Source organism: Streptomyces sp. MS191 (assembly GCF_008042125.1).
Taxonomy (GTDB): domain Bacteria; phylum Actinomycetota; class Actinomycetes; order Streptomycetales; family Streptomycetaceae; genus Streptomyces.
In genome coordinates, this window is sequence record NZ_RDBI01000006.1 from 54,608 (window position 1) to 77,390 (window position 22,783).

18 protein-coding genes and 3 pseudogenes are annotated in these 22,783 nt (G+C 72.9%); 7 read left to right on the top strand and 14 right to left on the bottom strand.

The window, feature by feature from the left end:
• From EAO71_RS38145 to EAO71_RS01380, 7 genes and pseudogenes are all read right to left on the bottom strand, one after another.
• Nucleotides 1-201: pseudogene (locus tag EAO71_RS38145) on the bottom strand (hypothetical protein); the annotation flags it as partial.
• Nucleotides 202-391: 190 nt separating this feature from the next.
• A complete protein-coding gene (locus EAO71_RS01355; protein ID WP_147975911.1) occupies nt 392-802 on the bottom strand; it encodes an ACT domain-containing protein in 411 nt (136 codons plus the stop codon).
• Nucleotides 803-944: 142 nt separating this feature from the next.
• Entirely contained in the window at nt 945-1,187 is a 243-nt protein-coding gene (locus EAO71_RS01360; protein ID WP_147975912.1) for a DUF397 domain-containing protein, read from the bottom strand.
• 77 nt (nt 1,188-1,264) lie between these two features.
• The gene (locus tag EAO71_RS01365) at nt 1,265-2,431 is read right to left on the bottom strand and encodes a thiolase domain-containing protein (RefSeq protein ID WP_147975913.1); all 1,167 of its coding nucleotides are present in this window, start codon (nt 2,429-2,431) and stop codon (nt 1,265-1,267) included.
• Between the two features lie 147 nt (nt 2,432-2,578).
• A complete protein-coding gene (locus tag EAO71_RS01370; RefSeq protein WP_147975914.1) occupies nt 2,579-3,637 on the bottom strand; it encodes a thiolase domain-containing protein in 1,059 nt (352 codons plus the stop codon).
• Nucleotides 3,634-4,590, bottom strand: coding sequence for a Zn-ribbon domain-containing OB-fold protein (locus tag EAO71_RS01375; protein WP_147975915.1), 957 nt, complete (start codon nt 4,588-4,590; stop codon nt 3,634-3,636). Before EAO71_RS01375 ends, EAO71_RS01370 begins: the two co-directional genes overlap by 4 nt.
• Nucleotides 4,591-4,652: 62 nt before the next feature.
• Entirely contained in the window at nt 4,653-5,453 is an 801-nt protein-coding gene (locus EAO71_RS01380; protein ID WP_147975916.1) for a crotonase/enoyl-CoA hydratase family protein, read from the bottom strand.
• A 176-nt stretch (nt 5,454-5,629) separates the two neighbouring features.
• On the opposite strand from EAO71_RS01380, the gene EAO71_RS01385 reads away from it, so the two are divergent.
• The gene (locus EAO71_RS01385; protein WP_147975917.1) at nt 5,630-7,252 is read left to right on the top strand and encodes an acyl-CoA synthetase; all 1,623 of its coding nucleotides are present in this window, start codon (nt 5,630-5,632) and stop codon (nt 7,250-7,252) included.
• A gap of 163 nt (nt 7,253-7,415) precedes the next feature.
• On the opposite strand, the gene EAO71_RS01390 is transcribed toward EAO71_RS01385, so the two are convergent.
• A complete protein-coding gene (locus EAO71_RS01390; RefSeq protein ID WP_147975918.1) occupies nt 7,416-8,966 on the bottom strand; it encodes an alpha/beta fold hydrolase in 1,551 nt (516 codons plus the stop codon).
• Between the two features lie 114 nt (nt 8,967-9,080).
• Between EAO71_RS01390 and EAO71_RS01395 the strand changes: the two genes are divergently transcribed.
• Nucleotides 9,081-9,884 (top strand): pentapeptide repeat-containing protein, encoded by an 804-nt coding sequence (locus EAO71_RS01395; protein WP_147975919.1) that lies wholly within the window; start codon nt 9,081-9,083, stop codon nt 9,882-9,884.
• Between the two features lie 48 nt (nt 9,885-9,932).
• Here EAO71_RS01395 and EAO71_RS01400 read toward each other — a convergent pair whose 3' ends face one another.
• Nucleotides 9,933-10,742 carry a GNAT family N-acetyltransferase gene (locus EAO71_RS01400; protein ID WP_147975920.1) on the bottom strand — a complete coding sequence of 270 codons (810 nt, stop codon included), beginning with the start codon at nt 10,740-10,742 and terminating at the stop codon, nt 9,933-9,935.
• A gap of 83 nt (nt 10,743-10,825) precedes the next feature.
• A complete protein-coding gene (locus EAO71_RS01405; protein WP_147975921.1) occupies nt 10,826-11,644 on the bottom strand; it encodes a bestrophin-like domain in 819 nt (272 codons plus the stop codon).
• Nucleotides 11,645-11,860: 216 nt separating this feature from the next.
• On the opposite strand from EAO71_RS01405, the gene paaK reads away from it, so the two are divergent.
• Entirely contained in the window at nt 11,861-13,150 is a 1,290-nt protein-coding gene (gene paaK, locus EAO71_RS01410; protein ID WP_147975922.1) for a phenylacetate--CoA ligase PaaK, read from the top strand.
• 210 nt (nt 13,151-13,360) lie between these two features.
• Nucleotides 13,361-13,493: pseudogene (locus EAO71_RS01415) on the top strand (AMP-binding protein); the annotation flags it as partial.
• Between the two features lie 189 nt (nt 13,494-13,682).
• On the opposite strand, the gene EAO71_RS01420 reads toward EAO71_RS01415, so the two are convergent.
• On the bottom strand, nt 13,683-15,191 hold the full coding sequence (locus tag EAO71_RS01420) for a fatty acyl-CoA synthetase (RefSeq protein ID WP_147975923.1): 1,509 nt from the start codon (nt 15,189-15,191) through the stop codon (nt 13,683-13,685).
• Between the two features lie 155 nt (nt 15,192-15,346).
• Between EAO71_RS01420 and EAO71_RS01425 the strand changes: the two genes are divergently transcribed.
• Nucleotides 15,347-17,758 (top strand): penicillin acylase family protein, encoded by a 2,412-nt coding sequence (locus tag EAO71_RS01425; RefSeq protein ID WP_147975924.1) that lies wholly within the window; start codon nt 15,347-15,349, stop codon nt 17,756-17,758.
• Here the strand turns inward: EAO71_RS01425 and EAO71_RS01430 are convergent.
• The 3 genes from EAO71_RS01430 to EAO71_RS01440 all read right to left on the bottom strand — a co-directional run bounded on the left by EAO71_RS01430 (nt 17,748) and on the right by EAO71_RS01440 (nt 21,683).
• A complete protein-coding gene (locus EAO71_RS01430) occupies nt 17,748-18,854 on the bottom strand; it encodes a calcium:cation antiporter (RefSeq protein WP_147975925.1) in 1,107 nt (368 codons plus the stop codon). The two genes, EAO71_RS01425 and EAO71_RS01430, sit on opposite strands and share 11 nt — an antisense overlap.
• A 166-nt stretch (nt 18,855-19,020) precedes the next feature.
• The gene (locus EAO71_RS01435; RefSeq protein WP_147975926.1) at nt 19,021-20,577 is read right to left on the bottom strand and encodes an acyl-CoA synthetase; all 1,557 of its coding nucleotides are present in this window, start codon (nt 20,575-20,577) and stop codon (nt 19,021-19,023) included.
• Nucleotides 20,574-21,683: an NAD(P)H-dependent flavin oxidoreductase gene (locus EAO71_RS01440; protein WP_147975927.1), complete on the bottom strand. Its 1,110-nt coding sequence runs from the start codon at nt 21,681-21,683 to the stop codon at nt 20,574-20,576. The genes EAO71_RS01435 and EAO71_RS01440 overlap by 4 nt, the downstream gene beginning before the upstream one ends.
• Nucleotides 21,684-21,883: 200 nt before the next feature.
• Between EAO71_RS01440 and EAO71_RS38410 the strand changes: the two are divergent.
• Both EAO71_RS38410 and EAO71_RS01450 read left to right on the top strand, forming a co-directional pair.
• Nucleotides 21,884-22,093: pseudogene (locus EAO71_RS38410) on the top strand (nitronate monooxygenase); the annotation flags it as partial.
• A 94-nt stretch (nt 22,094-22,187) separates the two neighbouring features.
• Complete coding sequence (locus tag EAO71_RS01450) at nt 22,188-22,730, top strand: GNAT family N-acetyltransferase (protein ID WP_147975928.1); 543 nt, start codon at nt 22,188-22,190, stop codon at nt 22,728-22,730.
• The last annotated feature ends 53 nt before the right edge of the window (nt 22,731-22,783 follow it).

A 22,783-nucleotide genomic window follows, 5' to 3' on the forward strand; every position in this document is an offset into this window, starting at 1 on the left:
GTCCGGCTCCGGCCCGCCGACGACGTGCAGGGCCGGGCCGGTCGGCCGGCGGCCGGCCGGAGGGGCGCCCGGGGGCTGCCTGCGGACCGCCGTCTCGCGGGACGGCGGGGTCCGTTCATCGGGTGTCCGTTCATCGGGGACCCGCTCGGGTCCGCGCGGCCAGGGCACCTCGGCCGTTCCCAGACCGGTGAGTTGGTTCAACGCCTCCTCGGCCGCGGCGAGTTCCGCCTCACGCTCGAAGAGACCGATTCTTCCGCGGCCGGTCCTGCCGCTGTGTCGCTCCACGTTCCACCCCCACGCCGGGGGCGCGCCCGGCGCGCGGACGAGTGCGGCCGGGCCGACAGGCCCCGCGAAAAGCCCAGCGTACGCCCGGAGGCACTCGTTGTGACCGTCAATCGGCAGACCCGGCGGAACGTGTCGACAGAGCCAGCAGCACGGCCAACGCCCGTTCCGCGCGCTCGTGTTCGACGAAGAGGTGATCGTGGTGGTATCCGGCGACGACGTTGCAGCTCAGACCGGCTTCGGCGAGTGCGCGGGAGACGGCGGCGGTCAGTCCGACGGCGTCGAGGGCGGAGTGGACCCGCAGGGTGATCCAGCCGGCCACGTAGTCGTAGGAGAGGGCGGCCCGGTCGGCGTCCTCCTGGCGCAGGACCAGGGTGAGCCCTTCGGGCTCGGTGACGGTGACGAGCGGGGTGATCCCCGGCGGCACGGCCCCCGGGACGGTGGTGAAGACGTAGCGGCCCGGATCGAGTTCCGGGCGCATCCCGGCCAGCAGCCGGCTCAGGTCGCGTTCTGCGCTCATGGCCGTCAGCCTAGGGACTGCCGCGTCGTCCGCGGCGGGTCGGCCTCCGACGCGTACGGGGGAAGGGGACGGACGCCCCTGCCCCCGTACGCTCACCGCGACGTCCGCCCCGCCCGGGCCAGATCGGCCCGGGTCGGTCAGGTCAGGTCAGGTCGAACTCGCCCTCGCGGGCGTTGACGACGAACGCCCGCCACTCGGCCGGCGTGAAGATCAGCGACGGGGCTTCGGGCCGCCCGCCGTTGCGCATCGCGATGAAGCCCTCGACGAAGGCGATCTGGACGTCTCCCGCGCCCCGGCTGCCCGACTGCCAGTCGGCCCGGCTGAGGTCGAGATCCGGCTTGTCCCAGCCCGCGAAGGCCTGCTGGGTGGTGGTGCTCTCCGACACGTCCGTGCTCCTCCCGCATCACGCCTGGTCGTCGTCCGGGGCCCAGCCTAGCGAGGGGCACGGGGTGCCGACAGACCTCATGCGGTGGGCGGCCGGTCGCCGACCAGCCACATGGAGAAGAACTGCGCACCCCCTCCGTACGCGTGTCCGAGCGCCCTGCGCGCGCCGTCCACCTGGTGTTCGCCCGCCCGTCCCCGGACCTGGAGCGCCGCCTCGGCGAACCGGATCATCCCGGACGCGCCGATGGGGTTGGTGGAGAGCACGCCGCCCGAGGGGTTCACCGGCAGGTCCCCGTCGAGTTCGGTCACGCCCGCCTCGGTCAGCTTCCAGCCCTCGCCCTCGTCCGCGAAGCCGAGGTTCTCCAGCCACATCGGTTCGTACCAGGAGAAGGGCACGTACATCTCGACGGCGTCGATCTGGCGCCTCGGGTCGGTGACGCCGGCCTGGCGGTAGACGTCGGCGGCGCAGTCCTTGCCGGCCTGCGGCGAGACGAAGTCCTTGCCCGCGAAGAGGGTGGGTTCGCTGCGCATCGCGCCGCCGTGCACCCAGGCCGCCGGCGCCGGCGCGCGCTCCGCACCCGCCCGGTCGGTGAGGACCATGGCGCAGGCGCCGTCGGAGGACGGGCAGGTCTCGGAGTAGCGGATCGGGTCCCAGAGCATCGGCGAGGCCTGGACCTTCTCCAGGGTGATGTCGTGCTCGTGGAGGTGCGCGTACGGGTTCCTGAGCGCGTTGCGGCGGTCCTTGTACGCGACGAGGGAGCCGACCGTGTCGGGCGCGCCGGTGCGGCGCATGTAGGCCCGCACGTGCGGGGCGAAGAAGCCGCCCGCGCCGGCCAGCAGCGGCTGCTGGAACGGGACGGGCAGGGACAGCCCCCACATGGCGTTGGATTCGGACTGTTTCTCGAAGGCGAGGGTGAGGACCGTGCGGTGGACGCGCGCGGCGACCAGGTTGGCGGCGACCAGCGCCGTCGACCCGCCGACGGAGCCCGCCGTGTGGACACGGAGCATGGGCTTGCCGACGGCTCCGAGGGCGTCGGCGAGGTAGAGCTCCGGCATCATCACGCCCTCGAAGAAGTCGGGGGCCTTGCCGATGACGACGGCGTCGATGTCCGCCCAGGTCAGCTCGGCGTCCGCGAGGGCGCGCAGGGCGGCCTCGCGGACGAGGCCGGCGATCGAGACGTCCTGGCGGGCGGCGACGTGCTTGGTCTGGCCGATCCCGACGACGGCCACGGGTTCCTTAGACACCTTGCCTCCTTGTGGTTGCCCGGATCGGACGCCGGGGCGCTTCCCCCGTCTCCGGCCGGGCGGCGGGCAGGCCGCCCGTTCGGGGCCGTACGGCGCGGAGGTGCCGGATCGGTGTGCGGCCGCGGCCCGCGGCCGGGCGGGCGTCGCTCACGAGGCGGGTTCCCCTTCCAGGACGGCGACCAGGTTCTGCTGCAGGCAGGGTCCGGAGGTGGCGTGGGCCAGGGCGCGGTCGGAGGCCCCGCGGTGGATGCGGGCGGCGGCCTCGCCGATCCGGATGAGCCCGGCGGCCATGATCGGGTTGGCGGCGAGCGCACCGCCGGACGGGTTGACCCGCACCGTCTCGTCGAGGTCGAGGGCCTTGCGCAGCACGACCTCCTGGGAGGTGTACGGAGCGTGCAGTTCGGCGGTGTCCACGGGCCGTTCGAAGGCGCCGGCGCGCTCGGCGGCGAGTCGGGTGGAGGGCGAGTCGGTGAGGTCGCGCACGCCGAGGGAGTGGGCTTCGATGCGGTGGTCCATGCCCCGGATCCAGGCGGGGCGCGCGCACAGTTCGCGGGCGCGGTCGCCGGCCGCCAGGACGACGGCGGCCGCGCCGTCGCCGATGGGCGGGCAGTCGCCGGCGCGCAGCGGGCGGACGAGGTAGTCGCCCTGCGGGCGCGCGCCGGGCACCTGGGCGTGCGGGTTCGCGGTGGCGTCCTGGCGGCTTCGGGCCGCGATGCCGGCGAGGGCGGGCTCGTCGGTGTCGCCCGCGTCGATGAGCGCCTGTGCCTGGAGCGCGGCGAGGGCGACGGCGTCGGGCCAGAGCGGGGCCAGGTAGTACGGGTCGAGCTGCCGGGTGAGAACGTCGCGCACGGGCCCGGGCGAGGACTTGCCGTAGGAGTAGACGAGGGCGGTGTCGGCCTCGCCGGTCAGCAGCTTCACCCAGGCCTCGTACAGGGCCCAGGCGCCGTCCGTCTCGACGTGGGACTCGGAGATGGGCGGCCAGGCGCCGACGCCGTCGAGGGCCATGGTGAAGGAGAAGGCACGGCCGGCGAGGTAGTCGGAGGAGCCGGAGCAGGTGAAGCCGATGTCGGAGGTCTTCAGCCCGGTGCGGCGCAGCACCTCGTGCAGCACGGGCATGACCATCTCGACCTCGGAGAGTTCGTCCGTGCGGCGCAGGTGGTCGGTCTGGGCGAAGGCGACGATCGCCACCTCTCGGTCCGGCGTCACAGCAGCTCCTTGTACGTGTCGTAGTCGGCGTCGGGTTCGCCGCAGGGGCGGTAGTGGTCGGGGTATCGCCCGCCCTCGCTCCACACGGGTTCGACGCGCAGACCCATCCGGACCTGGTCGTAGGGGATGCCGCCGATCCGGCCGTGGAGGGCGAGGCCGGCGCCGTCGAGGGCGATGTGGGCGTAGACGTAGGGGACTTCGATGTCGAGGTTCTTCGCCTTGATGTTGACGATGCAGTAGGTGGTGACGGTGCCGCGGGGACCGACCTCGACGCGGTCGGTGGTGGCGACGCCGCAGGTGGGGCAAGCGCCGCGGGGCGGGACGTACACCTTGGCGCAGGAGGGGCAGCGCTCGCCGACGGTTCGCTGTCCGGCGAGCGCGTGGAGGTAGGCGGTCTGGGCCCGGCCGGGGCTGTAGGTGTAGTCGAGTCGGGCGGGCGCGACGATCCCGGTGACGGGGTCGGCGAAGTCGCCGTCGTGCGCGCGGGGCGGCAGGGCCGCGGGCGCGCCGTCGTACGGTTCGAAGCAGGCGATGTCGGTGATGGCCCCGGTCCGCTCGGCGGCCCAGCGGATCCGGACGCGCATGCCGGTGCGGACGTCTTCGGGTCCGGGGGCGTCGAGGGCGTGCAGCAGGGCGGTGTCGGCGCCGTCGAGCCGGACGAGGGCCCAGGCGAAGGGGGTCGACAGGGGCTGGCCGGTGCGGGGTTCGGGGTTCCAGGCCCATGTGGTGACGGTTCCGGTGGCGTCGACCTCGACGAGGTCGTGCAGTTCGTCGGCCGTCTCGGGGTCGTACTCGACGGGCGGGACGAGCACGCGACCGTTCCCGGTCCGCACCCCGAGGACGGTCCGCTCGCGCAGCCCGGTCAGGAAGGCGGACTGGACGGGCCCGAGGGACCGGGTGAACGGGAACTCGACGACGAGCGGGGCGCGCAGTGTCTCGGGGGCGGCTGTCATGGGCGGGCTCCTTCTTCGGGTGTCGGCGTGCGGTCGGGGCGGCGGTGCCTGCGGCCGACCCGTCACTCGCGGCGGTAGACCGGGGGGCGCTTCTCCGCGAACGCGCGGGCGCCCTCCTTGGCGTCGGCCGTGTCGAAGACGGGCCAGCCGCGCTTCAGTTCGGCCGCGAGGCCGTCGGTCTCGGTCATCTCGGCGGTCTCGTACACGGAGGCCTTCACGGCCTCGACGGCGAGCGGACCGCAGGCGTTGATCTGCTCGGCGATCGCGAGGGCCGCGTCCAGGGCGGTGCCGTCGGGCACCACGCGGCCGACGAGGCCGATGGCGGCGGCCTCCCCGGCGCTGTAGGGGCGGCCGGTGAGCAGCATCTCGAGGGCGTGGGTGCGGGCGATCTGGCGGGGCAGCCGGACCGTGGAGCCGCCGATCGGGAACAGCCCCCGCTTGACCTCGAAGAGCCCGAACGTGGCGGAGGTGCCCGCGACGCGGATGTCGGTGCCCTGGAGGATCTCGGTGCCGCCGGCGACGCAGTAGCCCTCGACCGCGGCGATGACCGGTTTGCGGGGGCGGTGGTGGCGCAGCATCGCCTTCCAGTGCAGGTCGGGATCGGCCTTCATCCGGTCCCGGTACTGCTCGCCCTCCATCCCCTTGCCCGCCAGCGCCTTGAGGTCCATTCCGGCGCAGAAGGAGCCTCCCGCGCCGGTCAGGACGACGGAGCGGATCGTGTCGTCGGCATCGGCCTCCAGCCAGCCGTCGTACAGCCCCACCAGCATGGGCAGTGAGAGCGCGTTCTTGGCCTCCGGCCGGTCGAGTGTGAGCACGAGTGTGGCGCCTTCGCGCCGCACGGTCAGGTGTTCGGTGCCACCCATGGACGTCCTCCCGTCTCCAGACTGGAACAGGTTGCAGGAGGCGCGGTCGCAGTTCAATAGTTTTCTGACACTCAGTCAGATTCTTCTGCGCGAACCCTTCCCACCTCCGTCCGGCGGCGCTCTAATGACCGCCTGGCCCGTGCGGGGCCCGGGCGGTCACGAGGTCAGGAGGAACGGTGGAGTACAACCTTGCCGACCTGTTCGAGTCGGTCGTCGACGTGGTTCCCGACCGCGAGGCGCTCGTGTACGTCGACCACCCCGGCACGGGAGCCGAACGCCGGCTCAGCTACGCGGAGCTGGACGCCGCCGCCAACCGCGTGGCCCACCACCTCGTCGACTCCGGGATCCGGTCCGGCGAGCACCTGGGGCTGCACCTCTACAACGGGATCGAGTACCTGCAGACCGTCCTGGCCTGCCTCAAGGCCCGGATCGTGCCGGTGAACGTGAACTACCGCTACGTGGAGGAAGAACTCGTCTACCTCTACCGGGACGCCGACCTCGCCGCGCTCGTCTTCGACGCCGAGTTCACCGAGCGGGTCGCGGCCGCGCTGCCGCAGACGGAGAAGCTGCGGCACCTCGTGCGGGTGGGGACCCCGCCCGAGGGAGCGCCGGACCTCGACTGCACGGCCTTCCCGGACGCCGAGGCGGCGGGCTCGCCGGAGCGGGGCTTCGCCGAACGCAGCGCGGACGATCTCTTCATCATCTACACCGGCGGCACGACCGGGATGCCCAAGGGCGTCATGTGGCGTCAGGAGGACCTGTTCTTCGCGGGGCTGTTCGGCGGCGACCCGGCGGGCGAGCCGGTCAAGCGGCCCGAGGAGCTGGCCGAGCGGGTCGCGGCGGGCGGCTCGGGCATCACCTTCTTCCCGACTCCCCCGCTGATGCACGGCACGTCCACGCTGACGTCGTTCATCGCCTTCAACTACGGGCAGCGGGTGGTCGTCCACCGCAAGTACGTGCCCGAGGAGGTGCTGCGCACCATCGAGAAGGAGAAGGTGTCCAGCGTGTCCCTGGTGGGCGACGCGATGCTGCGGCCCCTGGTGGACGCGCTCCACGGCCCGCTCCGGGGGACGGACCTCTCGTCGCTGTTCAGCGTCTCCTCCTCCGGCGCGATCATGTCGGACACGGTCCGCGCCCAGTTCCAGGCGCTCGTCCCGAACGTGCTGCTGCTGAACAACTTCGGCTCCTCGGAGTCCGGTTCCAACGGCAAGGCGACGGACGACTCGGGGCCCGAGAAGGGCTTCCGGCTGGAGGTGAACGAGCGGACGCGGGTGGTCGACCCCGTCACGTACGAGCCGGTGCGGGTGGGCGAGCCGGGGCGGCTGGCGCAGCGCGGCCACGTCCCGCTCGGCTACTACAACGACGCCGCGAAGACCGCCGAGACCTTCTTCCGGAAGGACGGCGAACGCTGGGTGCTGCTCGGCGACATGGCGACGGTCGACGAGCAGGGCATCGTCACCGTGCTCGGCCGGGGCTCGCAGTGCATCAACACCGGCGGCGAGAAGGTCTATCCGGAGGAGGTCGAGCAGGCGCTCAAGTCCCATCCGGACGTGTACGACGCGCTGGTCGCCGGGGTCCCGGACGCGAAGTGGGGCAACCACGTCGCGGCCGTGGTCCAACTGCGGCCGGGCGCGACGGCCTTGGACCTGGCGTCGGTGCAGGACCACTGCCGCACCCGGCTCGCCGGCTACAAGGTGCCGCGCCAGCTGGTGCTCACCGACCGGATCCAGCGCTCGCCCAGCGGCAAGGCGGACTACCGCTGGGCACGGTCGGTGGCGGCGGAGGACGCCGGCGCGTAAGGGTGTCCTGCCGATCAGGCCGGGCTCCCGACGCCCTGACCCGACGGCCGGCGCGGGAGCGGATCCCGTACGCCGGCCGTCCGCACGCCTGCGAACGGACTCGCCTCAGGGCGGTCCCGCAGTCCCCGGCGGGCGCACGACGCCGCGGATCGCGGGACAGCCCTCAGGGCGTGTCGCCCGGGGAGGCCGCCGAGCCGATCCCGAAGTCGCGCAGGGCCGCGAGGAACGCCTCCGGCCGCGTCGCGTGGATCAGGTGGCCGGTCTCGACGGTGACGAGGCGGCAGTCGGGGATCAGGTCGGCCAGCGAGGACTGCTGCTCCTGCGGGAGGTGGCTGTCCGGGCCCCCGCCGAGTAGCAGCGTCGGGGCGGCGATCGCCGCACAGCCCGCACGCCAGGCGGGGTCCGGAGCGTCGAGCTGGGCGTCGGTCGCGTGCACCACCTCCCAGTCGAGTCCGAGCGGACCCTCGGGGCGCGGCACCCGTCCGCGCGGCGGGTCGAGCGGGACGAAGGCCGGAGCCTCCTCCAGGACGAGCCGGCCGACCAGTCCGGGCTCGGCGGCGGCCAGGAGGAAGGCCGCGGCTCCGCCCATCGAATGGCCGACGACGTCGGCGCCGCTCAGGCCCAGGGCCTTCAGGAAGCCGCGCAGCTCGTCGCGGAACACGTCGTAGCCGTACCGGCCGGGCCAGTCGCTGAGCCCGTGTCCGCGCAGGTCGACGGCGTACACCCGGTGGTCCTCGGACAGCGCCGCGGCGACCTCGGACCAGTCGGCGCCGGATGCTCCGCGGCCGTGGACCAGGACGACCGGCGGCGCGTCCTCCCGGCCCCGCACCCGGTACGCGAGCCGGACCCCGTCGACCGTGACGGTCCGCACGCCCGGGTCGAGGAAGGCGGCGATCGGGCGCGCGAAGGCGCCGGCGTCGTCCACCCACGGGAAGTGCCCGGCGCCGTGCTGCACCACGAGTTCGGCGTGCGGGAAGAGGGCCGCCAGTTCGGCGGCGCGCGCCGGCGTCGGGCCGCCGTCCCGCTCCCCCGCCAGGATCAGGACGGGCGCGGTGACGGCGGCCAGGGCCGCCCGGGTCGCCTCGGGGTCGAAGGCGCCGGGCCCGTAGTAGGCCTCCGCGGCGGCCCAGTGCGCCTCCCGTTCGATCCCTGCCGCGTGCGCCCGCGCGGCCTCGTCCCACCGCCCGTAGGCGAACGGCGAGACGATCTCCATCACCTCGGGCAGCGGGGTGCCGGGGCCGATCGTGTCCACCGCCGCGCGCGCCGACGCGTACCAGGGCTGGTCCGCGTGCACCGTGACGGCCTCGTCCCACTCGTCGTCGCCGATCTCGATGCCCACGGCGCGCACGCCGGGAGTGACCAGCACGAGGGCGCGCACCCGCTCGGGGTGCGCCGCCGCGTACAGGGTGGCGAGGTTGCCGGCGGCGGAGTGGCCGAGGAGGTCCACGCGCTCCAGCCCGAGGTGGGCGCGCAGGGCCTCGACGTCGGCCACCTGGCGGTCGCAGCGGTAGGTCGCGGGGTCGGCCGGCTCGGCGCTGCGGCCGGTACCGCGGAGGTCGAGCACGATCAGCCGGCGGTACGCGTCCAGCCCGCCGAGGTCGCCGAGGTAGTCGGCGTCGCGCATGGGGCCGCCGGGCAGGACGACGAGCGGTTCACCCTCTCCCCTCACGCGGTAGGAGAGTTCGGTTCCGTCGTACGTGGTGAACTGCGGCATGGCCCGATCCTCGGCGCCTGTCGTTGATCTTCGCAAGCGAAATTCGCCGCCGGCGTACGCGGGCCCCGGGATACGGTGGGGCTTCTCCCCCGACCCGCGAAGGAACGCACCACCATGTCCGACACACTCCGGGGCGACTGCGCGAACTGCTTCGGGCTCTGCTGCGTCGCACTCCCCTTCGCGAAGTCCGCCGACTTCGCGGTGAACAAGGCGCCCGGGGAGCCGTGCCGCAACCTCCGGGACGACTTCCGCTGCGGCATCCACACGAAGTTGCGGTCGAGCGGGTTCCCCGGCTGCACGGTGTTCGACTGCTTCGGGGCGGGCCAGAAGGTCTCTCAGGTCACCTTCGGCGGTGTCTCGTGGCGTGCGGCACCCGAGACCGCGGGGCTGATGTTCGATGTGTTCCTCGTGATGCGCGGGCTCCACGAGATGCTCCATCAACTCGGCCAGGCACTGGCGCTGCCGGCCGCCCGCCCGCTCCATGACGAACTGCGGCGGGCCGCGGCCCGGGTCGAGGCACTGACCGGGGGCTCGGCGGAAGAGCTGGAGAAGACGGGAATGGCGGCGGTGCGCTCCGAAGTGCATCCGCTGCTCGCCCGGGCGAGCACCCTGGCACGGGCGGCGGTGAGCGGCGGGACCAGGAACCACCGGAACGCCGACCTGATCGGTGCCCGACTGCGCGGGGCGAAGCTGCGCGGCGCCGAGCTGCGCGGGGCGCTGCTGATCGCGGCGGACCTCTCCGGTGCCGACCTGACCCTGGCCGACCTGATCGGAGCGGACCTCCGGGACGCCGACCTCTCGGGCGCGGACCTGACCGACGCGCTCTTCGTCACCCAGCCGCAGCTGAACGCGGCGCGCGGCGACGGCTCCACGCGCCTGCCCGCGGGCGTCGAACGGCCCGCGCACTGGACCCGGTAGGGGCGTCCCGTTGGTCACCCGGGGCTCCCGGCGCACCCCGTGCGCCGGCTATCCGGCGGTCTCCGGCGTGTGGACGTAGGGGGTCGTGGTCGTCAGGGGTGTGAAGCCCAGACGCAGGAGGATGGGGCGGCTGGTGTCGGCGGCGTCGACCTGGACGTAGCGGTGTCCGCGTGACGCGGCGATGCCCGCCCGGTAGGCGACCAGCGCCCGGTAGAGGCCGCGGCCTCGCCAGGACGCGACCGTGCCGCCGCCCCACAGGCCGGCGAAGTCCGTGCCGGGGTACAGCTCCAGGCGCGCCGCGCTGACAGGCTCGTCGCCGGCCATGGCGAGGACGGCGGCGACGTCGTCGGGCGTGCTCGCGAGCCGGTCCAGGAGCCGGCGTCCGATGTGCGCGCTGTCCGTGCCGAAGGCCCGTTCATGGACCTCGGTCACCAGCCGGACCCCGGCCGCGTCGGTGACCGGGACCAGCTCGACACCCGCGGGCAGCTCGACGGTCCGGGGCAGCGCGGCCGCCTCCGCGACCATGAGGGTCTCCTCGTCCTCCGCGGTGAAGCCGGCCGCGAGGAGCCGCGCGGGCAGGTCGGCGGGACCGTCGTGCCCGTACGCCTTCCACTCGAAGGACAGGCCGAGCCCGTCGTAGTGGCGGACCTGATCGGCGATGACGGCGTCGGCGTTCGTCGCGTCGAGGCCGGACCAGAGGATGCCGTTCCAGGCGTGCCGGGAACCGGTCTGGCGGACTACGTGACCCGTGCGTTCGACGCGGCAGCCGGGGCCGTCGGGCCGTGCCTCCCGGCGCAGGCCGCGGTCGAACGAGGCGAGCGTCGCCGCGTGGCCGCCACCCTCCGGGTGCTGCGGCAAGTCAAGGCGGACGGCAGGGCTTCGCGGGGCAGGGTGGTCCATGCGGGCACTCCACCATTCACCCGCCGGGAGCCGCAATCGGATTACCGGCGGGCGGTCGGGGTCTCGGGTCCCGGCTCCCAGAACTGGGCCAGGGCGCCCTCCTTGTACGGTGCCGGGCTCACGCTGAGCTCGCCGGCGAACGGCCGGTCGAGCACGACGACCAGGAGGAGGCTGAAGCCGATCAGGGCGGCCACGGCGCCGACGAACAGCAGCTGCATGCGGCGGCTGCGCATCCCGTAGAGGAACGTCAGCGGGATGATGACCAGGGCACCGCCGACGGCCAGCACCTGCAGGAGCGGGGGGAGCTGCTGGCCGGCCATGGTGAGCCGGGCCCGGCGTTCGGCGGCCACGTCGTCGAGGCGGGCGGCGGCCTCCGCGTAGAAGGTCTTCTCGGACTCGGTGCGCGGCTCGAAGGACTGGAGCGCCGCGTAGAGGTCGTCGAGCTTGCCGCCCGTGACGCGGTAGTCCGCCACGCCGTCGCGCATGAGCGGCCACTGCACCTCGACCACGGTGTGGACGTAGCCGCCGGCCGCGGCGTGCACGCGGTCCCGGTCCTCGGCGGGAAAGGCGCGGGCGTCGCGGACGATCAGGGCGATGTCGGTGGCCTCGGCGGCGACCACGTTCTGGGTGCTCTCCATCTGGGTCCACAGCGTGACGATCACGAAGGCGAGGATGATGCCGTAGATCGCGCCGAACATGCCGAGCACCACGCCCACCATGTCGTTGTGTTCACCGTCGGCGATCTTCGGATGCCGGCGCCGCACCAGCACGCTCCCGAGCAGGGAGAGGCCGACGGTGCCGCCGACGATCAGGACGGCGAGGGCGAAGGTGTCGAGGTGGTTGAGCAGCCAGAGGATCACGCTCACCGAGCGTAGGGGCCCGTGACCGGCGCGGCGCCCGCCACCAGGGCCTTCCGGGCAGGAACACCCCGAAGGAGCGACCCCTGTACGAGTGGCGGCAGAAAATCCGCCCCGACCTCTTGCCAGGGGCGGGGTCCGGGTGGATTTACTGGCCCGGAGACATCTACCGAATGATCGGTCGCCCGTTTTGGGTACCGGGGCGGGAGTGGACGGCACATGACGGACCTGCTGGACAGTGGCGAGCGGCTCGGGCGTGCGGAGCTGGAGGCCCTCCAGCTGGAGCGGCTGCGGGCGACACTGCACCACGCGTACGAGAACGTGGACTTCTACCGGCGGTCCTTCGACAAGGCGGGAGTCCACCCGGACGACTGCCGCTCGCTCGCCGACCTCGCCCGCTTTCCCTTCACCGTGAAGGCGGATCTGCGCGACCAGTACCCCTTCGGCATGTTCGCCGTCGACGAGTCCAGGATCCGCCGCATCCACGCCTCCAGCGGCACCACCGGGCGCCCGACCGTCGTCGGCTACACCGACCGCGACCTGGACACCTGGGCCGACGTGGTCGCCCGCTCGATCAGGGCGGCCGGCGGGCGCCCCGGCCACAAGGTCCATGTGGCCTACGGATACGGCCTGTTCACGGGCGGTCTGGGCGCGCACTACGGCGCGGAGCGGCTCGGCTGCACGGTCATCCCCGCGTCCGGCGGCATGACCTCCCGTCAGGTCCAGCTCATCCAGGACTTCCGGCCCGAGATCATCATGGTCACGCCCTCGTACATGCTCACCCTGCTCGACGAGTTCGAGCGGCAGGGCGTCGACCCGCGGTCCACCTCACTCGAGGTGGGCATCTTCGGCGCCGAGCCGTGGACGGAGGAGATGCGGCGCGAGATCGAGGAGCGCTTCGCCATCGACGCGGTGGACATATACGGGCTGTCGGAGGTCATGGGCCCCGGCGTCGCCCAGGAGTGCGTGGAGACGAAGGACGGTCTGCACGTCTGGGAGGACCACTTCCTGCCCGAGGTGGTCGATCCCTTCACCGGCGAGGTCCTGCCGGACGGCGAGGAGGGCGAGTTGGTCTTCACCTCGCTCACCAAGGAGGCCATGCCGGTGATCCGCTACCGCACGCGGGACCTGACCCGTCTGCTGCCGGGTACGGCCCGGGTGTTCCGGCGGATGGAGAAGGTGACCGGCCGCAGCGACGACATGATCATCCTTCGCGGTGTGAACCTCTTCCCCACCCAGATCGAGGAGATCGTGCTGCGTACGGCGGGCGTGGCCCCGCACTTCCAGCTCCGGCTGACCCGGGAGGGCAGGCTCGACGCCCTGACGGTACGGGCCGAGGCCCGCCCCGGGGCGACACCCGAGCAGCGCGCGGAGGCGGCCCGGGCGATCGCGGCGGCGTGCAAGGACGGGATCGGGGTGTCGGTCACCGTCGAGGTGGTCGACCCGGAGACGCTGGAGCGCTCGGTGGGCAAGATCAAGCGTCTGGTGGACCTGCGCGACACCGTCTGACGGACGCGCCAGGTCCGCACCGGGACCGGGACCGGGGCAGTCGCGGCACCCCGGGACCGGGACCGGGACAGGGACAGGGACCCGTCGCGGCACCCCGGGACCGGGAAGGCGCGCCTTTCCGGGCACCGCCCTGGGTGCTTGGGGTGCTGGGTCCTTCGCTGGTTTCTGGTGGTTGGCCGCCCTCTCTCCGAGTGTGGCGTGCTGCGCGAGGGGTACGGGCTCGCCGAGGGGGACCGCGTCGCCACCTACGGACACAACTCCGACGCGTACCTCCTCGCGTTCCTCGCCTGCTCCCGCGCGGGCCTGGTCCACGTGCCGGTGAACCACAACCTCACGGGCGAGGGGGTTCCTGTTCCCCGTGCTGCCGTACGGCGGGCCGCGGCGCTCGACGACCCGCGCGGCTGGGAGTCCTGGCGCGAACGGTCACGCGGGCCGAGGTGGGCGCATCAGGCCCGTACGGCAGGGCAACGGCCGGCTCCACTTGCCCACTCGACGGAAAACCGCCCACCAGCCGTGTCGACAACGCCGCGGGTCAATGCACCTGGGCCCCGCCGAAGCGGTCGCGCAGCTCGCGCTTGAGGATCTTGCCGCTCGCGTTGCGCGGCAGGGCGTCCACGAAGACGATCCGCTTCGGGGCCTTGAAGTGGGCGAGCTTCTCCCGTGCGTGGAGCAGCAACTCGTCCTCCGTGACGCCGTCGCGCGGGACGACGACCGCCGTCACCGCTTCGATCCAGCGCTCGTCCGGCAGGCCCACGACCGCCACCTCCGCGACGCCCGGATGGGTGTAGAGCGCGTCCTCGACCTGACGCGAGGCGACCAGCACCCCACCGGAGTTGATGACGTCCTTCACCCGGTCGACGACCGTGAAGTACCCCTCGGCGTCGCGCACCGCCAGGTCGCCGGAGCGGAACCACCCGTCGCGGAAGGCCTCCCTCGTCTCCTCGGGCTTGTCCCAGTAGCCCTCGCACAACTGCGGTGAGCGGTAGACGACTTCGCCCGGAGTACCGTCCGGCACGTCCTTGCCGTCCTCGTCGACGACCTTCGCCTCGACGAAGCGCACGGGGCGGCCGCAGGAGTCCATCCGGCCCTCGTGCTCGTCGGGGCCGAGCACGGTGGCGAGCGGGCCGATCTCGCTCTGGCCGAAGCAGTTGTAGAAGCGCAGTCCGGGCAGGCGCCCGCGCAGCCGCTCCAGGACCGGCACCGGCATGATCGACGCGCCGTAGTACGCCTTGCGCAGCGCGGACAGGTCGCGGCTCACGAAGTCGGGATGGTTGGACAGGCCGATCCAGACCGTCGGCGGCGCGAAGACGCTGTCCGCCAGGCCCGCCTCGACGAGGTCGAAGAGGACGGCGGGATCCGGGCCGTCGACGAGGGTGTTCTCGGCGCCGACCGCGAGGTACGGCAGCAGGAACACGTGCATCTGCGCCGAGTGGTACAGCGGCAGCGCGTGCACCGGCCGGTCGTCCTCGTGCAGGTCGAGGGCGTCGATGGCGCTCGCGTACTCGTGGACCAGCGCCCGGTGCGTCATCGTCGCGCCCTTGGGCAGCGCCGTCGTGCCCGAGGTGTAGAGCAGCTGGACGCAGTCCCGGGCGTCGCGTGCGGCGTCGTACGAACGGGGCTCGGCGAGCGCCGTGAGGAAGGAGTCCCCGGTGTCGCGCAGTTCCCGGACGGCCGGTCCGGCCGGGACGCGGTCCGCGATCCCCGGGTCGGCGAGGACCAGCGCGCTGCCCGACTGGCGCACGATGTAGGCGAGGTCCTCGCCCGTGAGGTTGTGGTTCACCGGCACGTGGACCAGGCCCGCGCGGGAGCAGGCGAGGAACGCGAGGAGGTACGCGTCGGAGTTGTGTCCGTAGGTGGCGACGCGGTCCCCCTCGGCGAGCCCGTACCCCTCGCGCAGCACGKCGGCGCCGGTGCTGACCGCGGCGTCCAGTTCCGCGTAGGTCCAGGTCCGGTCGGCGTACCGCAGGGCGATCCGCTCGGGGGTGCGCTCGGCACTCGCGCGCAGGACGCCGTCGACGGTGCGGGTCAGGAGTCGTTCCATGGCGTGATCCTGGGCGGGTGCCGTGGGGCGGGTCAAGTACCGGGAGGACATCGCATGGCGCCGGACCTCGGATACCGAACGGGATGTTGACAAGGCGCCGTCGTGCTGCGTGCATGGTCCAACCCGCTTTCCCCGCACGATCGTTGGGAGGAATCTTGCACGTCCGTACCCGCCTGAGACACCTCGTGCTCGCCGCCGCGGCCTTCGCCGTCGTGACCGCGTCGCTGCCGGCCTCCGCCGTCGCCGACTCCGCCGACCGGCACGGACACCCGTCGGACCGGGGTCTCTCGGCCGTCATCCGGTACACCGAGTACGGCATTCCGCACATCGTCGCCAAGGACTACGCCGATCTCGGCTTCGGTACCGGCTGGGCCCAGGCCGCCGACCAGGTGTGCACGCTCGCGGACGGTTTCCTGACCGTGAACGGCGAGCGGTCCCGCTGGTTCGGCCCGGGCGGCGCCCCGGACGGCTCGCTCTCCTCCGCGACCGGGAACCTCTCCAGCGACCTGTACTTCCGCGGGGTGCGGGACGCCGGGACCGTCGAGGCCCTGCTGGCCACGCCTGCCCCGGCCGGGCCGAGCCGGCAGCTCAAGGAGCTGATGCGAGGCTGGGCGGCCGGCTACAACGCCTGGCTGAAGCAGAACAGGATCACCGACCCCGCCTGCAAGGACGCCGCCTGGGTCCGGCCCGTCACCCAGTTGGACGTCGCCCGGCGCGGCTTCGCCGTCTCCGTCCTCGGCGGCCAGGGGCGCGGGGTCGACGGCATCACCGCCGCGCAGCCGCCGGCCACCGCGCCGGCCGGCCCCGCGGACGCGGGCGGTACGGCCTCGGCCGGGGCACCCGACCCGGCGCGCGCCGCCGCCGCGGCACGGGAACTGTTCGCGGCCGAGAACGCCACCATGGGCTCCAACGCGGTCGCCTTCCAGGGCGGGACGACGGCCAACGGGCGCGGGCTGCTGCTGGGCAACCCGCACTACCCCTGGCAGGGCGGGCGCCGGTTCTGGCAGTCGCAGCAGACCATCCCCGGCGAGCTCAACGTCTCCGGCGCCTCGCTGCTGGGGACCACCGTGGTCAACATCGGCTTCAACGACAAGGTGGCCTGGAGCCACACCGTCGCGACCGGGGTCACGCTCAACCTGCACCAGCTCGCCCTGGACCCGTCCGACCCCACCGCCTACCTGGTCGACGGCCGGACCGAGAAGATGACCAGGCGGACCGTGAGCGTGGCCGTGAAGGACGGACCGCCCGTCACCCGGACCCAGTACTGGACCCGGTACGGGCCCGTGGTCAGCGGCCTCGGGGCCCAGTTGCCCCTGCCGTGGACGGCCACCACCGCCTTCGCGCTCAACGACCCCAACGCGGCCAACCTGCGCGGCTCGGACACGGCGCTCGGCTTCGGCAAGGCCCGCTCGACGCAGGACCTCGTCGACACGCTGCGCCGCACCCAGGGGCTGCCCTGGGTGAACACGATCGCCGCGGACTCCGCGGGGAACACGCTCTTCACCCAGTCGCAGGTACTGCCCCGCGTCACCGACGAGCTGGCCCAGCGCTGCTCCACCCCGCTGGGCCGGGCGACCTACCCCGCGTCCGGGGTGGCGGTCCTCGACGGTTCCCGGACGGACTGCGCGCTCGGTTCGGACCCGGACGCGGTGCAGCCCGGGGTCTTCGGCCCGTCGAAGATGCCGGTCCTGCGCAACGCGCCGTACGTGGAGAACTCCAACGACAGCGCGTGGCTGACCAACGCCGACCGGCCGCTGACCGGGTACGAGCGGATCTTCGGCACCGTCGGCACCCCGCGCTCGCTGCGCACCCGCGGCGGGATCGAGGACGTGGCGGCGATGGCGGCCCGGGGCCGGCTGACGGTGGCGGACCTCCAGGCCCAGCAGTTCGCCAACCGGGCGCCCGCGGGTGACCTGGCCGCCGCCGACGCGGCACGGGCCTGCGCCACGGTGCTGCCCGGCGACCAGGAGGCCTGCCGGGTCATCGGGGCCTGGGACCGGACGGTGGACACCGACAGCGCGGGGGCTCTGCTCTTCGACCGGTTCTGGCGGAAGTTCACGGGCACGGTGACTCCGGCCGAGCAGTGGAAGGTGCCGTTCTCGGCGGCCGACCCGGTCCGTACGCCGAACACGCTGAACACGGCGGCGCCGGGCTTCGGGAAGGCGCTCGCCGACGCGGTCGCGGAGCTGCGGGCGGCCGGGATCCCGCTGGACGCGCCGCTCGGTGCCCACCAGTTCGTGGTGCGGAACGGAAAGCGGATCCCGGTGAGCGGCGGGACCGAGTCGCTCGGCATCTGGAACAAGACCGAGCCCGTGTGGAACGCGGCCGGCGGCGGCTACGTGGAGGTCGCGCACGGCACGAGCCACGTCCAGGCGGTCGGCTGGGACGGCGGCCGCTGCCCGGTGGCCCGCACGCTGCTGACGTACTCCCAGTCGTCCAACGCGCTCTCCCGGCACTTCAGCGACCAGACGGAGCTGTACGCGGGCGAGCGCTGGGTGACCTCGCGGTTCTGCGAGAAGGACATCCTGCGCTCGCCGCAGCTGAGGGTGGTGTTCGTCAGGGGCTGAACGACAGGAAGACGAAGGCGGCGAAGATCGCGAGGTGGACGCCGCCCTGGAGGAGGGTGGCTCGTCCGGGCACCACGGTCAGGGCGCTCACCACGGCGGTGAGCACGAGCAGGACCATGTGCACGGCCCCCAGCCCCAGGATCAGGGGCCCGGACAGCCAGATCGAGGCGAGGGCGATCGACGGGATCGTCAGGCCGATGCTCGCGATCGCGGAGCCGTAGGCGAGGTTCATGCTGGTCTGCATGCGGTCGCGGCGGGCGGCGCGGACGGCGGCGAGCGTCTCGGGCAGCAGGACCATCAGGGCGATGACGACGCCGACGACGGCGTTGGGGAGCCCGGCCGACTCGACGCCGTCCTCGATGGTCGGCGAGACGAGCTTGGCGTTGCCGACGACGGCGACCAGGGCGAGGAGGAGCAGACCGAGGCTGGTCCAGGTCTGGCGGTCCGTCGGCGGGTCGGCGTGGTCGTCCTCGGAGTCGTGGCCGGCGGATCCCTCGCGGGGCACGGGCAGGAAGTAGTCGCGGTGCCGGACGGTCTGCACGGCGACGAAGAGCGCGTACAGGCAGAGGGAGGCGACGGCGGCGAACGCCAGCTGGGCGCTGGAGAACTCCGGGCCGGGGTGGCTCGTGGTGAAGCTGGGCAGGACCAGCGTCATCGTGGCGAGGGTGCAGACGGTGGCGAGCGCGCCGCCGGATCCCTCGGCGTTGAAGACGGCGACGCGGTTGCGCAGGGCCCCGACGAGCAGGGAGAGGCCGACGATGCCGTTGCAGGTGATCATGACCGCGGCGAACACGGTGTCGCGGGCGTACGTGGCGGTCTTCTCGCCGCCGCCCGCCATCAGGGTGACGATGAGTCCGACCTCGATGATCGTGACCGCGACGGCGAGGACCAGCGAGCCGAAGGGTTCACCGACCCGGTGGGCGATGACCTCGGCGTGGTGGACGGCGGCGAGGACGGCGACCAGCAGGCAGACCGTGATGAGCGCGACGGCGAAACCCGGTAGTCCGCGTCCCCAGGCGACCCCGAGGGCCGCCCCTGCCACCACCGGCCCCCAGGTCGTCCACTCCCGTGTCAGCCCCACCGCTTTCGAACTCATGATCACTATCCTGCCATAAGCGGACGAACAGACTCCTGAGCGTGGAGGCGCGACGCGACTGCGCCACGCCACCACCCGGGTCCGCGTCGCCGGCACGACCGGGCGGGCGACGGCGGCCGGACCCCGGCCCGGACCCGCCCACCCGTCCGGCGGGATCGGCAGGACACTAGAGCGGGCGCTCGTGGCCCTCCCAGTACGGCGCGCGCAGGCGGCGCTTGTAGAGCTTGCCGTTCGGGTCGCGGGGCATCACCGGGATGAAGTCGACCGACCTGGGGCACTTGTAGCCGGCCAGGCGTTCGCCGCAGTGGGCGAGGATGGCGGCGGCCAGGGACTCGTCCGGCTCGTGGCCCTCGGCCGGCTCGACCACGGCCTTGACCTCCTCGCCCCAGTCGCCGTGCGGGATGCCGAACACGGCGGCGTCGGCGACCGCCGGATGGGTGAGGAGCGCCGCCTCGATCTCGGCGGGGTAGATGTTGACCCCGCCCGAGATGATCATGTCGATCTTGCGGTCGCGGAGGAAGAGGTAGCCCTCCTCGTCCAGCACGCCGAGGTCGCCGACGGTGAAGAAGTCGCCGATGCGGTTCTTCGCGGTCTTCGCCTCGTCCTTGTGGTACGCGAATCCGCCGGTGCTCATCTTCATGTACACCGTGCCGAGTTCACCGGGCGCGAGGCGGTTGCCGTCGTCGTCGAAGACGGCCAGTTCGCTGATGGGCCAGGCCCTGCCGACGGTGCCCGGCTTCTTGAGCCAGTCCTCGGCTGTGGCGAAGGCGCCACCGCCCTCGCTCGCCGCGTAGTACTCCTCGACGCAGCTCCCCCACCAGTCGATCATCGCCCGCTTCACGTGGTCCGGGCAGGGTGCGGCGCCGTGGATGGCGTGGCGCATCGAGGAGACGTCGTACCGTCCGCGGACCTCCGCGGGGAGGGCGAGCAACCGGTGGAACTGGGTCGGGACCATGTGGGTGTGGGTGCACGCGTGGGCGTCGATCAGCCGCAGCATCTCCTCGGGGGTCCACTTGTCCATGAGGACGAGCGGGTGCCCGATGTGCAGGGCGGCGCTCGCGAACTGCAGTACGGCGGTGTGGTAGAGCGGCGAGCACACCAGGTGGACGTTGCCGTCGAAGGGCCGGATGCCGAAGATGCCGAGGAAGCCGCCGAGGTAGGTCTCCTCCGGGAGCTTGCCGGGCAGCGGGCGGCGGATGCCGCGGGGCCGGCCGGTGGTGCCGGAGGTGTAGTTCATGACCCAGCCCAGGGTGCGGTCGTCGGGCGCCGTGGCCGGCCGGCCGTCGAGCAGCTCGGCGAAGGGCCGGAATCCCCCGGCCGCCGCGTCTCCGACCAGGTACCGGTGGGTGGCGGGCAGACGCGCCTCGTCGGCCGCCGCCGTCGCCGCGTCCGCGAACCGCTCGTGGGCGACGAGGACCTTGGCGCCCGAGTCGGCCACGATCCAGGCGATCTCGGGCCCGACCAGGTGGTGGTTGACGGGGACGAGGTAGAACCCGGCCTGGGAGGCGGCGAGATGGGCGACGAGGAACTCGACGCCGTTGGGCAGGACGACGGCGAAGGCGTCACCGCGGGCCAGCCCGGCCGCGCGCAGTCCGTGGACCATCCGGTTGACGTCGGCGTGCAGGCGCCCGGCGGACCACGTCTCCCCGTCGGGGGCGACGAGGACCGTCCGGTCCGGGTCCGCGGCGGCCTGGGACCAGAATCCGTTGGGCTGTTCGCTCACGAGGTACTCCGTCCGGCGATGCGGTTGATGCGGTCGACGGCCTGCTCGAAGCCGCGGGTGAGGTCGTCGAAGACCTGCCGGACGGAGCGTTCGGAGTTCATCCGGCCGACGATCTGCCCGACGGGCGTGCCGAGCAGCGGCTCGACCTCGTACTTCTGGATGCGGGAGACCGCTTCGGCGACGAGCAGTCCCTGGAGGGGCATGGGGAGGGTGCCGGGCCCGGCCGGGTCGTCCCAGGCGTCGGTCCACTCGGTGCGCAGCTGGCGCGCGGGCTTGCCGGTGAGCGCGCGGGAGCGGACGGTGTCGCCGGACCCGGCGGCGAGGAGTCTCGCGGTGAGCGCGCGCGAGTGGAGGTCCGCCTCGGTGGTGGTGAGCCAGAGCGAGCCGAGCCAGACGCCCTGGGCGCCGAGGGCGAGTCCGGCGGCGATCTGCTCGCCGCTGCCGATGCCGCCGGCGGCGAGGACGGGGAGCGGCGAGACGGCCTCGACGACCTCGGGGGTGAGGACCATGGAGGCGATCTCGCCGGTGTGGCCGCCGGCCTCGTAGCCCTGGGCGACGACGACGTCGATCCCGGCCTCGGCGTGGTGGCGGGCGTGCCGTGCGCTGCCGGCGAGGGCGGCGACGAGGACGCCGTGGTCGTGCGCGCGGGCGACGACGTCGGCGGGCGGGGAGCCCAGCGCGTTGGCGAGGAGTCTGATGGGGTAGTCGAAGGCCACGTCGAGCTGGCTGCGGGCGACCTGCTCCATCCAGCCGGTGATGCGCCAGCCGGAGGCCTCGCCCTCGGCGAGTTCGGGTACGCCGTGCTTGGCCAGGGTCTCCCGGACGAACGCGCGATGCCCTTCGGGGATCATCGCCTCCACGTCCGCCTCGCTCACGCCCTCCACCTTCTTGGCGGGCATGACGACGTCGAGGCCGTAGGGCAGGCCGTCGGTGTGCTCCTGCATCCAGTCCAGGTCGCGGGCGAGGTCGTCGGGCGCCGTGTAGCGGACCGCGCCGAGTACGCCGAACCCGCCGGCCCGGGTGATCGCGGCGGCCACCGCGGGGAAGGGCGTGAAGCCGAAGATGGCGTGCTCGATCCCCAGTTTTTGGCTCAGCTCCGTCTTCATGGGCGGCAGGATGCCGCAGCCCGCCGGCCGAGGGAAGAGATTTTCTGATGCAGTGTCAGATTCTTTGTGGCGCCGCCCGCTTCCTTGACGCCCTCCACCCCGGTAAGAAAGTTTCACGTGTTACGGGTGTGGCCGAAGGATTCTTTCAGGGACGTGGGAGAGGCTGGGCATGACGGAGGAATCGGTGGACCGTGGAATCGGCCGCCGCGATCACCCGGGCCGGCGGGTTCGGCGTACTCGGCGCGGTCCGCTACACGGCGCCCGACGACCTCGCCCGCGACCTGGACTGGATGCAGGAGCACACCGACGGCCTGCCCTACGGCCTCGACGTCGTCATGCCCGCCAAGAAGGTGGAGGGCGTGAGCGAGGCGGACGTGGAGGCGATGATCCCCGAAGGGCATCGCGCGTTCGGGCGCGTCATCTGCCGCYCGAGCCGCAACAGCACCTCCTGGACAAGGCGTTATCCGTTTGCCGCCGGCCGACCGGGTCGGATAGGAAGCTCACATGCTGAGAGGTACCACAGTCGGGCTCAGGGCTCGGCACGAGGACGACATCCCGATCCTGCGGACCGAGCTCTACGACGACGTGGCCAACGCCGCGCGGGCCGAGAGCGMGCCGTGGCGGCCGATCTCGCCCGGCTCGAAGGATCCCCGGCTCGTGGTGGACGACGCGGAGCAGGGGCATGTCCCGTTCTCCGTGGTGGAGCTGGAGGGCGGCACGCTCGTCGGCGCCGCGACGCTCTGGGGCATCGACAACCACAACCGGTGCGCGCACATCGGGCTCGGGCTGCTGCCGTCCGCACGCGGCAAGGGCTACGGCACCGACGTGGTCGCGACGCTGTGCCACTACGGTTTCGCCGTCCGCGGCCTGCAGCGGCTGCAGATCGAGACGCTGGCGGACAACGACGCGATGCTGCGCTCCGCCGAGCGCAACGGCTTCGTCCGCGAGGGCGTGCTGCGCTCCTCGGCCTGGGTGATGGGCGAGTTCCTCGACGAGGTGCTGCTGGGGCTCCTCGCCCGCGACTGGAAGCCCGCCGCCCAGGCATAACGGGTGGGGTGTCCCGTCGACCGGGCCGGACCGGCGGGGCGCGGTCCGTTCAG